General features: G+C 69.5%; 11 protein-coding genes. 7 read left to right on the top strand and 4 right to left on the bottom strand.

Features of this window, described 5'->3' with window-relative positions; translation table 11 throughout:
• Positions 1-139: 139 nt before the first annotated feature.
• Together OV090_RS03640 and OV090_RS03635 are read right to left on the bottom strand one after the other, a co-directional pair.
• The gene (locus OV090_RS03640; RefSeq protein WP_267702060.1) at positions 140-694 is read right to left on the bottom strand and encodes a YceI family protein; all 555 of its coding nucleotides are present in this window, start codon (positions 692-694) and stop codon (positions 140-142) included.
• A 298-nt stretch (positions 695-992) separates the two neighbouring features.
• Positions 993-1,409, bottom strand: coding sequence for a hypothetical protein (locus OV090_RS03635; RefSeq protein WP_267702059.1), 417 nt, complete (start codon positions 1,407-1,409; stop codon positions 993-995).
• Between the two features lie 847 nt (positions 1,410-2,256).
• On the opposite strand from OV090_RS03635, the gene OV090_RS03630 reads away from it, so the two are divergent.
• A complete protein-coding gene (locus OV090_RS03630; protein ID WP_267702058.1) occupies positions 2,257-3,432 on the top strand; it encodes a PAS domain S-box protein in 1,176 nt (391 codons plus the stop codon).
• Between the two features lie 66 nt (positions 3,433-3,498).
• Here the strand turns inward: OV090_RS03630 and OV090_RS03625 are convergent, their stop codons facing one another.
• Positions 3,499-3,711, bottom strand: a complete 213-nt coding sequence (locus OV090_RS03625; protein ID WP_267702057.1) for a hypothetical protein — start codon at positions 3,709-3,711, stop codon at positions 3,499-3,501.
• Positions 3,712-3,746: 35 nt separating this feature from the next.
• On the opposite strand from OV090_RS03625, the gene OV090_RS03620 reads away from it, so the two are divergent.
• The 3 genes from OV090_RS03620 (at position 3,747) to OV090_RS03610 (ending at position 6,265) form a co-directional block, all read left to right on the top strand.
• Complete coding sequence (locus tag OV090_RS03620; RefSeq protein ID WP_267702056.1) at positions 3,747-4,448, top strand: SGNH/GDSL hydrolase family protein; 702 nt, start codon at positions 3,747-3,749, stop codon at positions 4,446-4,448.
• A 204-nt stretch (positions 4,449-4,652) separates the two neighbouring features.
• Positions 4,653-4,925 carry a hypothetical protein gene (locus OV090_RS03615; protein WP_267702055.1) on the top strand — a complete coding sequence of 91 codons (273 nt, stop codon included), beginning with the start codon at positions 4,653-4,655 and terminating at the stop codon, positions 4,923-4,925.
• Positions 4,926-5,167: 242 nt separating this feature from the next.
• Entirely contained in the window at positions 5,168-6,265 is a 1,098-nt protein-coding gene (locus OV090_RS03610; RefSeq protein ID WP_267702054.1) for a GON domain-containing protein, read from the top strand.
• A 3-nt stretch (positions 6,266-6,268) separates the two neighbouring features.
• On the opposite strand, the gene OV090_RS03605 is transcribed toward OV090_RS03610, so the two are convergent.
• Entirely contained in the window at positions 6,269-7,573 is a 1,305-nt protein-coding gene (locus OV090_RS03605; RefSeq protein WP_267702053.1) for a hybrid sensor histidine kinase/response regulator, read from the bottom strand.
• A 746-nt stretch (positions 7,574-8,319) separates the two neighbouring features.
• Between OV090_RS03605 and OV090_RS03600 the strand changes: the two genes are divergently transcribed.
• The 3 genes from OV090_RS03600 to OV090_RS03590 all read left to right on the top strand — a co-directional run bounded on the left by OV090_RS03600 (position 8,320) and on the right by OV090_RS03590 (position 13,680).
• The gene (locus OV090_RS03600) at positions 8,320-11,682 is read left to right on the top strand and encodes an ATP-binding protein (protein ID WP_267702052.1); all 3,363 of its coding nucleotides are present in this window, start codon (positions 8,320-8,322) and stop codon (positions 11,680-11,682) included.
• Between the two features lie 88 nt (positions 11,683-11,770).
• Complete coding sequence (locus OV090_RS03595; RefSeq protein ID WP_267702051.1) at positions 11,771-12,184, top strand: response regulator; 414 nt, start codon at positions 11,771-11,773, stop codon at positions 12,182-12,184.
• Positions 12,181-13,680 carry an ATP-binding protein gene (locus OV090_RS03590; RefSeq protein WP_267702050.1) on the top strand — a complete coding sequence of 500 codons (1,500 nt, stop codon included), beginning with the start codon at positions 12,181-12,183 and terminating at the stop codon, positions 13,678-13,680. The genes OV090_RS03595 and OV090_RS03590 overlap by 4 nt, the downstream gene beginning before the upstream one ends.
• The last annotated feature ends 9 nt before the right edge of the window (positions 13,681-13,689 follow it).

The raw sequence follows: 13,689 nt of genomic DNA, 5'->3' as shown, positions 1-13,689 counted from the left end.
GGGGGACATGCTCGTCCGAGCATGTCCCCTTTTTCATGGTCCGAGGAGCATGGCCTTTCGGGCATGCCCATAAAGACAGCCACCCGCAGGCCAGGCGCGCCCGCGGCCGTGCGGCCGGCGAGCTACGGCGGGTGCGCGGTCAGGGGGCTGCCCAGGTGCAGGGGTCGGGCGTGGCCTCGCCGCCGGCGTCGGGATCGGCGGGCAGGTCGAGGGAGACGACGATGCGGTCCTGCAGCTTGATCGCCCCGGCCAGCGCCTTGTACGGGGCGATGCCCCACTGGGAGGGCACGAGCGTGAATTCGGCGCGCAGGCGGTCGCCCTCGACGCGGACCGGGGCGCGCACCGGGGCTGTCCTTCCGAGCATGACCAATCGGCCATCCAGGACCCCGCCGGGGGTGAGCGCGCCGGTGAAGCTGACCTCCGGGTGCTGCGCGGTCAGCAGGATCTCGTCGGTGATGTTGCGCTGGATCTTGGCCTTGTCGCCGGCGCCGAGGCCATCGACGTCGACGCGCCCGTCCTTGCCGACGACGCCGTCGACCTTCAGCGTGGCCGGCCAGAAGCGGCCGCTGAGCGCGGTGCCTTCGCGGCGGATCTCGAAGCGTCCCAGCGACAGCCGGAGATCGTGGGCGAGCCGCGCGAGCAGGCCGTCCTTGAACGTGAAGACGTGGATCGTGCCTTTGTCCTGCGTGTTCATGGGAATTCCCTCGCGGAGCAAGTTCGTCGCGACGCGCCGGCCGAATCGGATGGGGTCGTCATTGCCGGGATATACCACGAAGACCCGGTGAGGCCGCGAGGGTACGAGACCTGGGGCGTCGGCGGCGAGGGCGTCCATGCACGACAGCTCGCTGTCGAGGCCGGTGAGCGCCGCGCTGGAGGTTCTCGCGCTCCGCGTAGCAGCTCCACTCGTTCGAGACGATGACCACGCCGCCGGCCGCGAGGACTTCGGCGAGAACAGCACCGCGGCGACGTTCGGTGTCGGGCTGCTCGCGCGCTCAATTCACAGGTCCGGACCTCAGGAACTCTTCGAGACTCTGCGCCAGCTGCTCGAGCTGTGCGGCCACTTCCTTGCGCGAGACGAGCCAGCTCTTCTCGCCCGCCGGAGGGCGAATCTGCTTGTATGCCGCTGCCAGCTCCCGCAATGCGTTTGGCGTTTCTCTGGCGAGGCGAAACCGCTGCAGGAAGGGCGCCCCCAAGCTATCCACCCTGGCGTTCCGCGGATGATTGCCCGCGTAGGACAGCACGAGCATGTTCTCATCGAATACGTTCACGAAGAAGCTGCAATGGATCGACGCGTCGAAGTCGCTCCGGAGGCAATCGAGGGCGATCGCGCGGTCGAACTGGACCGTCTTGTCTCGCTTGTCGGCGAAGCCGTAGAGCCTGATCAGGAACTCGTTCAATGCCTGGCTCATCGTCACTCCTCGACATCGACCCTTGGCGAGAATCTGGTCGCGCCGCTTCAGGGTAGCATCGCATGCCATGCACTTGCGCAGGGGCGGGCCTCGCGGCTGATCGGGGACGGGACGCCGTGGCGCCGCGAGTCTGCCGAGTCGCGCGCGGACGGCGGGCGGACAGTGAGCTTCGTCATGCAACCTCCGCGTGGCCGGGCTCGACCCCCCAGATACGACGACAGCGACGGGAACGGCCAGCAGGATATCAAATCGTCGTCGCCGATGCGTCGATCAGCATCGTCGGCGCCTGTGTTTCCACCTGCGCTCCGACGGCGCCGCAGTGATCGTCGCTCGCGAGAGATGGCCGCCGTGCTGCGGCGGCGGTTCGTCCACGGCGAATCGGCGACCTGAAGCTCGAATCACGATTCGCCCTGGCGTCGGACCGACCCTTTCGATTCACTAGGATGGTCCGTAGAAATCGTGCCAGTCGTCACTCGTGGATCGGCGACGAGGGCCCGGTTTTGCGCCCAGTGAACAATCGCAGACCCTATCGCCGTCCGCGCTCGGGCGCGAACGTGCTCGCGTTATCGCCGTTGGCAACAGTGGGAGGGCGGTGGTTCCGATCGGCGGCGAACACGTACACCGCACGGCGGCGGCGCCGCCGCCGCCGTCCGGTGCTCTTGACATATAGCCGCGTCTCGTGGACAAGTGTCTGCGATGATCGGAGGGCCGAGCTTGCTATGAGGCGGGCGCTGTTCGCTCCTGCGTCATTGGCGTGGGAGGCTCTTCCGCATATGCGTACGGGGATTCGTCGACGGGCGGCCCCGCAGCGAGCGCTCGCAGTCACGGCCGCGCAAGGGAGGATTCGGTGCTGAGTTACGAGAAGATGTTCCAGGCCTATGCAGGGCTTCTGGCCACTGTGGACGCGAACGGCCACTTCCGCGCCCTCAATCCGACATGGGAGCGGATCCTCGGCTGGTCCCTCGACGAGCTGAGGAGCAAGCCGTTCATCGAGTTCGTCCATCCGAGCGACCGCGAGGTGACGCTCGCCGAGGTGGCCGGCCTTCTCCAGGGCAACACCGTCGACCGGTTCGACAACCGCTATCTGTGTAAAGACGGCTCGTACAAGTGGCTCGGCTGGGCCGCGCGGGTGGACGCAGGGGACGAGCCGTCGGAGCAGCTCATCTATGCGACGGGAATCGACGTGACGGGCGACCGGGAGCGGCAGTCGCAGCTCGAGCCCACGCTGCAGGACGCCAAGGTCTACGAGAAGTTGTTCCGGGTCTCGGTGGGCCTCCTCGTCACCCTGGACTCGAACGGCTACTTCCGCCACGCCAACCCGGCGTGGCGGCATCTCCTCGGCTGGAGCCCCGAGGAGATGACGGCGAGGCCGTTCATCGAGTTCGTCCACCCCGACGACCGAGCGGCGACGACCGCCGAGGCCGCGGCCCTGTTCGAAGGCAAGATGACCATCCGCTTCGACAACCGCTATCAGTGCAAGGACGGCACCTACAAGTGGCTCGCCTGGACCGCGTACATGGACCCGAACGAGGACGAGTCGACCCGGCTCGTGTACGGCACGGCCCATGACGTCACGCCATACAAGGATCTGCTCGGCGAGTACGAGCGGACGCTCGAGCGGCTGCGCGACACGATGGAGGCGATGTCGACGCCGTTCATCCCGATCACCGAGCGGATCGTGGTCATGCCGCTCGTGGGCCAGATGGACACGGACCGGATCCATCAGGTGATGACTGTCGCGCTCGAAGGCGTCCAGTCGACCCACGTGCAGGTGGTCATCCTCGATGTGACGGGGCTGCGCGACCTCGACACCCGCGTCGCGCGCGCGCTGCTCGACACGGCCAAGGGGCTGCAGCTGCTCGGTGCGAAGACGATCCTGACCGGAATCCGGCCGTCCCTGGCGCAGACGCTCGTCGGTCTCGGGCTCGACCTGGGCAGCATCATCACCAAGGGGACCCTCCAGAGCGCGATCGCGTCGGCGCTGCAGAACGACTTCAATGCAGGCAAGTCCCACCTCGCCTGATCGCGTCGCCTGACATCGGCCGGGGATGGCGGACACGGCCCGCGTCGCCCCGGGCCGTCGGCGCGCTCAGCGGCGCCGCAACACGCTGAACAGCGCTTTCGGCAGCGGGTCGAGCGTGCCCTGGTACTCGGTCTCGGTCGCCGACAGCAGCTCGAAGCGCGACGCGAAGGTCGTGCGGATCTCGTCGGGCGAGAACCGGTGCGGTCCGCTGTCGCCGGGCTGCAGCTTGCTGAAGGTCTTGAGCAGCAGCAGTCCGCCCGACACGAGCCAGCGCGCCACCGCGTCGACGTAGGTGCCGCGCCGCGCCGCGGCGCATGGCATTCATCGGCGACTCGATCACCGTCGGCTCCGGCAACGAGGCCGCGAATAACTCGCCGGAGTGCTCGGCGGACTCCTACGGCAACCCGGGCGGGTGGGGCCAGCCTTATCATAACAATTGGCGGTCCTACGGCGCGGTCGCGGCGCGCAGCCTCGACGCGGAATACCATGTCACTGCGGTGTCCGGTATCGGCCTCGTCCGCAACTACTCGTTCCTGTACGACGCGAGGCCGATGCCCGCGGTCTACGACCTGATGTTTCTCGAGCTGCAGCAGGGCTCGCCGTCGTGGGAGCCGCAGGGGTTCGTCCCGGACGTCGTCGTCGTCGCGCTCGGCACCAACGACTTCTCGCTCGGCGACTCCGAACGCCCGCGGATGACCGAGGCCGAGTTCGCCGCCGCCTACGTCGAGTTCGTCGCCGAGCTGCGCGGCGATTACCCCGAGGCGCACATCATCCTCGCGTCGAGTCTGATGCTCGGCGACGGCTGGCCGACCCCGGCCGACCAGTTCCTCACCGACCAGAAGACCGCGCTCGCCGAGGTCGAGGCCGAGTTCGCGACCGGCGGCGACACGAAGGTGCACGCCTTCTACACGACGAAGCTCATCGGCGATGGCTGCGGCACGCACCCGAGCGCCGCGCAGCACGAGGCGATGGCGGCAGAACTCGCCGAATTCGTGCGCGCGAAGGTCGGCTGGTAAGGCCGCAGTGTGATGTCATGTCGCGCGGTCGCGCTATCCCACGCGGCCGCCGAGTTGAGATGGCTCGCAATCGCGCGCGTTGACACGGTCCACGGAGTGGGCGAAAGATCGCGTGTGGCTTTGGTCCCCGAGACTCAACTGTTCTCCTGCCCCGGATGCGACGAACTGGTACGTGCCGCCGATCCGGTCTGTCCCCATTGCGGGGTGTCGCGGTCCCGCGCGGAGCGCACCGGCTCGTTGGCCGCGCTGGCTGCCGCTCTCGTGGTCGCCGCCTGCACCACCGGCCAGCCCGCATACGGCGGGCCCGACACCGATTCGGAGGGCACGGAGGTGACCCAGACGGCCGCGACGACGACGGACGCGACGACGACGGACGCGACGACGACGGACGCGACGACGACGACGGACGCCACGGGCACGACGGCACCGACGACGGGCACGGGCTCGGAGTCGACCACCGACGCCACGACCGGGTAGCGGCGCCCGCCGAGCGCGACCTCGTGCTCGTCCCTCGCGGACGAGGCCGCGCATTCGCGACGCCCCGGACGACGCGATGCGGGCGTGACCGTCCGGGTCGCACGTCGGCGTGAAATTCCCGAGAAATTCGCGGACCGCGGGGAGCGGGTAGGGTGATTCGGTCTGGACGCCGAATGCAGCGTCGCCCCGCCGGGCCGCCGACGATGTCGGTCCGGTGATTCACGCAATGGATTCATCACGTCATGAATGCCCTGTCTCGCACCCTGCTGATTGTCACCCCCTGGATAGGTCTCGCATGCGATGTTTTGGAGGACCCCGCGTCGCCGGCGGCCGCGGCCGCGGACGACGACGTGGACGAGGAGGCCGCGGAGGCCCTGGAACCGGGCGAGCTGGGCGACCCGGAATGGTTGCAGGACACGGCCCCCGATCCCCAGGCGGGGCTGCTGTGTATCCTCTGCATCCTCGGCGGCGCTGAGCCGGCCTGCGGCGCGGACGGCGAGAGCTACGCGAACGCCTGCTTCGCCGCGTGCGAGGGCGGCGGGGCCGTCCCCGCGGTCACCTACTGGCCCGACGACGACGGCGACGGGTTCGGCGACGCGAGCGCGCCTCCGACGAATGCGTGCACCCTCCCCGAGGGGGCGAGCGACAACGGCGACGACTGCGACGACGCGGACGACGCCGTGTCCCCGGGCAGCCCCGAGGCGTGCGACGGCGTCGACAACGATTGCGACGCGGCGAGCCACTGCGAGGCGACGAGCTGCGCCGACATCGCGCTCGAGGATCCGTCGGCGCTCGACGGCGATTACACGCTGCACGTCGACCTCGACCCGGACCGGCCGTGGACCGCGTACTGCCATGACATGGCCGGCGAGCCGCGGACATACCTGTCGCTGGTGGCGGTCGGGGAGGGGCGTAACTTCGCGCAATACGCCGGCGACGCCTCGGTGCGGACCGCCTTCACGCGGGTGCGTATCGAGCCGACCACGCTGGCCGTCGACATCGACGACCTCACCTTCGCCAGCTCGAGCGGCGGGCTCTACCACGGCCAAGAACTGGTGACGTCGATGCCGTACGGGGTCGCGGAGGGCTGCGGGCATGTGGCGGAGCCGGGCGTCGCCAACGTCGACCTGACGGGCACGCCGTTCAAGATCGCCTCACCGTTCTGCACCCTGGGCTTCAACGCATTCGGCAGTGTGACGTTCAGTCAGGACGACCAGGTCGCGGACGTCGTGGGCGATGGAAATTGCGGCTGGACCTCGCCGACTTGCTCCTACGATCCGCATCAGCTCATGAACACAGTGAACGGGTGGATCCTTCAGCTCGCGTACGTCGAGCCGTAGGAGTCAGCGACGCGGCGCCGCTTCCCGGAGGAGCCGCGGGAGCCTGACGATGAACTCGCTGCCCCTGCCCGGACCGTCGCTGTGCGCGGTGACGGAGCCGCCGTGCAGCTCGACCAGGCGACGGACCAGCGCCAGGCCGATGCCGAGACCGCCTTGGGCCTGGTGGAAGGTGCGATCGGCCTGCGTGAACAGCTCGAAGACCTTCGGCAACACCTCACCAGGGATCCCGGTGCCCGAGTCGGCGACGCGGATCAGCACCCGCGCCTCGCTTGCGGCGAGCTCGACGGTGAGGCGGATCTGCCCGCCCTCGGGCGTGTACTTGGCGGCGTTGTCGAGCAGGTTCCCGACGACCTGGCTCAGGCGCGTGCGGTCGCCTTCGATCCAGATCGGCTCCTCCGGCAGCGTGAGGCGGAGTTGATGGCGCCGCGCCTCGATCCGCGACCGGGTCGTCTCGAGCGCCAGGCCGACGACCACGGCGACGTCGAGCGGAGCGCTCTGCAGCGTGAGCTTGTCCTGGACGAGCCGCGAGACGTCGAGCAGGTCGTCGACGACGCGGTGCAGCTGCCTGGCCTGGCGATCGATCATGTCGCGACACCAGCCCACCTGGGGATCGGCGAGCTCCTTGAGGCCCATCAGCTCGACTGCGCTGTGGATCGGCGCCAGCGGGTTGCGCAGCTCATGCGCCAGCATGGCCAGGAACTCGTCCTTCTGGCGGTCGGCCTGCCGCAGCTGCGCGTGCGTGCGTCGCAGCGCCTCCTCGGCCCGCTGGCGCTCGGTGACCTCTCCGGCGAGGGTGCGGTTGGCCTCGGCCAGGCCGGCGTTGGCCTGCTCGAGCACCGCGTTGAGCTGCTCGAGCTCGCGGGCCTTCTCGGCCTGCAGGGTCGTGTTGGTGAGCGCGAGCAGGGCGTTGGCCTGCTCGAGCTCGCGGTTGGCCCGCACCAGCTCCTGGCGATTGAGGCACAGCTCGACCAGCACCGAGACCTTGCCGCGCAGGATCTCGGGGACGATCGGGACGTAGACGTAGTCGACCGCGCCGAGCTCGTAGCCGCGGAGGGCGTCGAGCTCGGTCATGTCGTGGCCGGTGACGAAGATGATCGGCGTCCGCTCGAAGCGCGGGTGCTGGTGGATCAGCGCCGCGGTCTCGAAGCCGTCCATCTCCGGCATGCTGACGTCCAGGAGGATGACGGCGAATTCCTCGCGCAGGACCCTCTGCAGCGCTTCGGCGCCCGAGGTGGCGCGCACCAGGTTCTGCGCGAGCGGTGCGAGGATGGTCTCGTAGCTGAGCAGCCGGGCCGGCTGGTCGTCCACGAGGAGAATGTTGACTCTTCCAGGCGCGCTCATGACGCCGTCTCCGTCAGCGACAGAACGAAACGATTGTAGGGACCGTGCAAATGTATGGACCGAGCCGGGCGTGCGTGCTGCTTCCACTGGCTCGCCGGTGAGAGGTGCCTTTCTGGCCCCAGGATGTCCAGCGAAATCGATGTCGTCGTTGCCTTGCGATCCGCGGTGAGTTCGACGGAGAACCGTTGCGCGACCCGCAGCGTGGGCTTGCTGTGCCTGCTGTGCCTGCTCGCCGCGCCCGTCGCTCGAGTTCGAAAAAATCGGGTCCGAGCACATCCACGACCCGACCGTCAGGCCGCACGGGACGGAAGGGATCGCGGGTGCGCAGCGTCGACGCGATCCGCTGGCCGCTGCCGCGGGACCTCGGGCCCACCACGATCTGCCGTCGTGCTATTGCAGAGGCCGGCGGTAGCCTCGCCCGGTGCCCGCGGTTGCGCGTGGCGGCCTCGTCGCCATGCCTCCCGGGTTGACATCTCCGGTGTCCGTCTATCGCTCCGTTCGGAGCCCGTAATGCCTTCACAAGCCCTGCGGGAGGGCGGAAATTGCGCGCCAAAGTCGTGGGCCGCTCGCCTCGAGGCGGCGATTCGATTCACGCGACCTGAAGGGCCCATTGGCCGGTGAGTCTGCGCAAGGATTGTCATCCCGGGCGTACCTCGGCTTCGTGATCGGCGCGGTCCTTCTCAGTCGGACTTCGGTGAGGTAATGGGAGAACCATGGTGCTTGACTCGGATGCCTCCGCCGGCCGCTCGGGCAGGATGCACGTGCTCGCCGGTGGCGGCGAGATGGGCGCGCGCATGCGGGAGATCGACTGGGCGAAGACGCCGCTCGGTCCCGTCGACACCTGGCCGCAGAGCCTCAAGACCTGCGTGCGAATCATCCTGACCTCGCTCCAGCCGATGTTCGTCTGGTGGGGCGACGAGCTCATCAACCTGTACAACGACGCCTACAAGTCGATCGTCGGCGGCAAGCACCCGGAGGCGCTCGGCCAGCCCGCCTCCGTCGTATGGCGCGAGATCTGGGATCAGGTCGGGCCGCGCGCCGCGTCGGCGATGCGCCTCAACGAGGGCACCTACGATGAGGCGCTGCTGCTGATCATGGAGCGCTATGGCTACCCGGAGGAGACGTACTACACGTTCTCCTACAGTCCGGTGCCGAACGACCAGGGCGGGACCGGCGGGATCATCTGCGCCAACACCGACGATACGCAGCGGATCATCGGCGAGCGCCAGCTCTCGCTGCTGCGCGAGCTGGCGGCGCGCACGACCGAGGCGCGCACGTGGGAAGAGGTGTGCGTCCGCGGCGCGGCGTCGCTGCAGACCAACCCGAAGGACCTGCCGTTCGCGCTGATCTACATCGCCGACGCCGACCGGCGCCGCGTACAGCTCGCGGGAGCGGCCGGGCTCCCGCGCGGCCACGCCGGCGCGCCGGAGGTCGCGTCGACGCTCGAGGACTCCGTGTGGCCGTTCGCCGAGGCGCTCCACGGGCACGAGCGCGTCGTCGAGATACCGCCTGTCCTCGGGGACATCCCCGCCGGCGCCTGGCCGCGGCCGCCGACGCACGCGGTCGCCCTGCCGATCGCCCCGTCGGGGGAGACCGGTCGCGCCGGGGTCCTGCTCGTCGGCCTGAGCCCGTTCCGCAAGCTCGACGACAACTACCGCGGGTTCTTGCAGCTGGTCGCCGGGCAGCTCGCGGCCAGCATCGCCAACGCGCAGGCCTACGAGGAGGAGCGGCGGCGGGCCGAGGCGCTCGCCGAGCTCGATCGCGCCAAGACGATCTTCTTCAGCAACGTCAGCCACGAGTTCCGCACCCCGCTGACGCTGATGCTCGGCCCGCTCGAGGACGCGCTCTCGGCGGCCAAGCGCCGGCTCGAGGGCGCCGACCTTGACACCGCGTACCGCAACGCAGTCCGCCTGCTCAAGCTCGTCAACGTCCTGCTCGACTTCTCGCGCATCGAGGCCGGCCGGATCCAGGCGTCGTACGAGCCGACCGACTTGGCGGCGCTGACGACCGACCTGGCGAGCGCATTCCGCTCGGCTGTCGAGCGCGCGGGGCTCGTGTTCGACGTCGACTGCCCGCCGCTGTCCGAGCCGATCCACGTCGACCACGACATGTGGGAGAAGATCGTGCTCAACCTGCTGTCGAACGCGCTCAAGTTCACGTTCGAGGGCACGATCGCGGTCGCGTTGCGCCTGCACGGCGACCGCGTCGAGCTGACCGTCCGGGACACCGGCACCGGCATCCCGGAGCACGAGCTGTCGCACCTGTTCCGCCGCTTTCACCGGGTCCAGGGCGCGCGCTCGCGGACCCACGAGGGCTCGGGGATCGGGCTCGCGCTGGTCCACGAGCTCGTGCGCCTGCACGAGGGGACGATCCACGCCACCAGCGAGGTCGGCGTCGGCACGACGTTCACGGTCACGATCCCTCGCGGCCACGCGCACCTGCCCGCCGAAAAGATCAACGTCCGCCGCACGCAGCTATCGTCCGCGGCTGGCGCGGCGCCGTACGTGCAGGAGGCGCTGCGCTGGCTCGCGGGCCCGCAGCAAGGCGACGACGACCTCGCCGCGGACGCGCTGGTGGCGGCCTCCGACCCGGCGCTCGACGCCGGACCGTCGGCGCGGATCTTGCTCGCCGACGACAACGCCGACATGCGCGACTACGTCGGCCGCGTGCTGCAGCAGCGGTGGATCGTCGATGCCGTCCCGGACGGCGCTGTCGCGCTCGCGGCGGCGCTGGAGAACCCGCCCGACCTCGTCTTGACCGACGTCATGATGCCGAACCTCGACGGCTTCGGTCTGCTCCGCGCGCTGCGCGAGGACCCGCGCACGCGGCGGCTCCCGGTGCTGATGCTGTCGGCGCGCGCAGGCGAGGAGTCGCGCGTCGAGGGCCTCGAGGCCGGCGCCGACGACTACCTCGTCAAGCCGTTCTCCGCGCGCGAGCTGGTCGCCCGCGTCGCCACTCACCTGCAGATCGCCCGCCTGCGCGCCGCCGCGGAGCGCGAGCGCGAGAAGCTGTACGACCTGTTCATGCAGGCGCCCGTGCCGATCGCCGTGTTCGTCGGTCCGGAGCACCGCTACGAGGTCGCCAACCCGCCGTACTGCGAGATGCTCGGGCGTCCGGAGCTGGTGGGCAAGACCGTGCGCGAGGTGTTCCCGGAGATCGGCGAGCACGCCCTCATCACGTCTCTCGACGCAGTGCTGGCGACCGGCCAGCCCGTCCACGTGTTCGAGCTCAACATCCCGGTCCTGCGCCAGGGCGTCGTGCGGGAGGCGTACTTCAATTCTGTCGCGCAGCCGATCCGCGACGCGAGCGACGTGGTCACCGGCGCCATGGTCGTCGCCTTCGAGGTCACCGAGCAGGTGCTCGCGCGTCAACGCGTCGAGCGGCTCTCCGAGGAGCTGGCGCTCTCGAACAAGGAGCTCGACCAGTTCGCCTACGTCGCCTCGCACGACCTGAAGGCGCCGCTGCGTGGGATCGCCAGCCTGTCGCAGTGGATCGAGGAGGCGCTCGCCGACAAGCTCGACGAGGAGTCGCAGCGGCACATGCACCTGCTGCGCGGGCGCGTGCTCCGGCTCGAGACGCTGATCGACGGGATCCTCCACTACTCGCGCGCTGGCCGCGTCCGCGTCGATGCGATCACCGTCGACACCGGTCAGTTGTTGGCCGAGGTGGTCGAACTGCTGAGCCCGCCGCCCTCCGCACGGATCACGATCGCCCCGGGCATGCCGACGCTGACCACCGAGCGCGTCCCGCTCCAGCAGGTGTTCCAGAACCTGATCAGCAACGCCCTGAAGCACGCGCGCCGCGACGATGTCCACATCGCTGTCTCGTGGCGCGACGCCGGCCAACTGTACGAATTCTCGTTCCGCGACGACGGGCCGGGGATCGCGCCTGAATTCCACGAAAGGATTTGGGGCCTGTTCCAGACGCTCGAGTCGCGTGACAAGTTCGAGGGCGCGGGGATCGGGCTGTCGGTCGTCAAGAAGATCGTCGAGAGCCGCGGAGGCAGCGTCGCCCTCGAGTCGCAACCCGGCGCAGGAGCGACGTTCCTCGTGCGCTGGCCCAAGCGCTCGGGCTGAGAGCGGGCCCGGCGCGCCTTGCTTTCTTCGCCAGTCGCGTCGAAGCTGACTCTTCATCCCGCCAGAGACGGCCCTGACACGAGCCCTGATGGACAACCGCGAGCTGCACATCCTTCTGGTCGATGACGACGAGGTCGACGTCCTGACCGTCAAGCGCGCCTTCCAGCGCAACCGGCTGACCAACCCGATCCACGTCGCCAACAACGGGCTCGAGGCGCTGGAGAAGCTGCGCGACGGCTCGCTCGGACCGCGCCGGCTGGTGCTGCTCGACATCAACATGCCGAAGATGAACGGCATCGAGTTCCTGAGGGCCCTCCGCGCCGACTCGGCGCTGCAGACCACGGCGGTCGTGGTGCTGACGACCTCGAACGAGGAGCGCGACAAGATCGACGCGTTCAAGCTCAACGTCGCCGGCTACCTGCTCAAGCCGGTCACGTTCGGCAACTTCATCGACCTGATGGCGACGCTCAACAAGTACTGGACCCTGGTCGAGATGCCGTGACCCCGCCTCCCCCCGAGCAGGAGAATGTTTCGAGCCCGCGCCCCGGCGAGCCGGTGCGCGTGCTGGTGATCGACGACGACGAGCTCGACCGCGAGCTGGTCCGTCGAGCCTTTGCCAGGTCCGGCCTCGAGGTCACGCTGGTCGAGGAGGACGACCCGATCGCCGCGCTCGCGCGCCTGCGCCGGTCGCCGGTCGAGGTCGTGGTGCTCGACTATCAATTCCCGCGTCACGACGGCCTGGTCGTGCTCCGCGGGCTGCGAGAGCTCGACGTGTTCATGCCGGCGATCGTGCTCACCGGGCACGAGGACACCGCGCTGGCGGTCGAGCTGATGAAGAACGGGGCCGTCGACTACATCGCCAAGGGCGCGCTGACGCCTCAGCGGCTCGGGCAGAGCGTCCGCCACGCGCTGCGCCTGCGCGCGTCGGAGCTGGCGACCCGCGCGGCGCAGGAGGCCCTGCGCGCGAGCGAGGAGTTCAGCCGGCGGATCCTCGAGTCGAGCCACGACGGCATCGTCGTGCTCGACCTCGAGGGGCGCATGCTGTCGATCAGCCCCGGCGGACTGCGCATGCTCGGCGCCGCCGAGCCCGGCCAGCTCCGCGGCCGCCCGTGGGTCGAGCTGTGGAGCAGCGCGCACCGCCAGGAGGTCGCCGAGGCGCTCGCCACGGCGCGCGCCGGCAAGGTCGGTCGGCTCGTCGGGCGCGGGCCGACGCTCGACGGCGCGCCGGTGTGGTGGGACGTCATCGTCTCGCCGGTGCTCGACGCGAGCGGCAAGCCGGAGCGGCTGGTCGCCACTGCGCGTGACGTCACCGAGCAGCGACGCCAGGCGGAGTTCGAGCAGCAGCTGATCGGGATCGTCAGCCACGACCTGCGCAACCCGCTGTCGGCGATGCTGTACGGCGCCACGTTGATGGCCGAGACCCTGTCGCCCGACTCGCCGCATGCCGACGTCGTGCAGCGGATCGTCCGCAGCGGCGAGCGTGCGAGCCGGTTGATCCGCGACCTGCTCGACTTCACGCAGGTGCGCGCGAGCGGACGGCTCCCGATCGATCCCCAGCCGGTCGAGATCCACGAGGTGTGCCGGCACGTCGTCGACGAGATGGCGCTCAACCATCCCGACCGAATCATCGTCCACCAGGCCGAGGGCGACGGCCAAGGCCGCTGGGACCCCGATCGGCTCGCCCAGGCGGTCGGCAACCTCGTCCGCAACGCGCTCAGCTACGGGCTCCCCGGCACGCCGGTCACCGTCCGCAGCGTCGGCCATGGAACGCGCGCGCAGGTGCTCGTCCACAACGACGGCCCGCCCATCCCGCCGGAGTCGATCTCGTCGCTGTTCCAACCGTTCCGCCGCGGCGAGCAGCGCCTCGATCGCGAGCGAAGCATCGGCCTCGGCCTGTTCATCGTCCGCGAGATCGTCGACGCGCACGGCGGTTACGTGGCCGTACACTCGGCCGCGGGCGAAGGGACGACCTTCAACATCGACCTGCCGCGCCCGTAGGCAACCGCC

Origin of the sequence: Nannocystis sp. RBIL2, from assembly GCF_026626745.1 — a bacterium.
Taxonomy (GTDB): Bacteria; Myxococcota_A; Polyangia; order Nannocystales; family Nannocystaceae; genus Nannocystis.
This window is presented reverse-complemented; position numbering and strand designations above follow the sequence as displayed.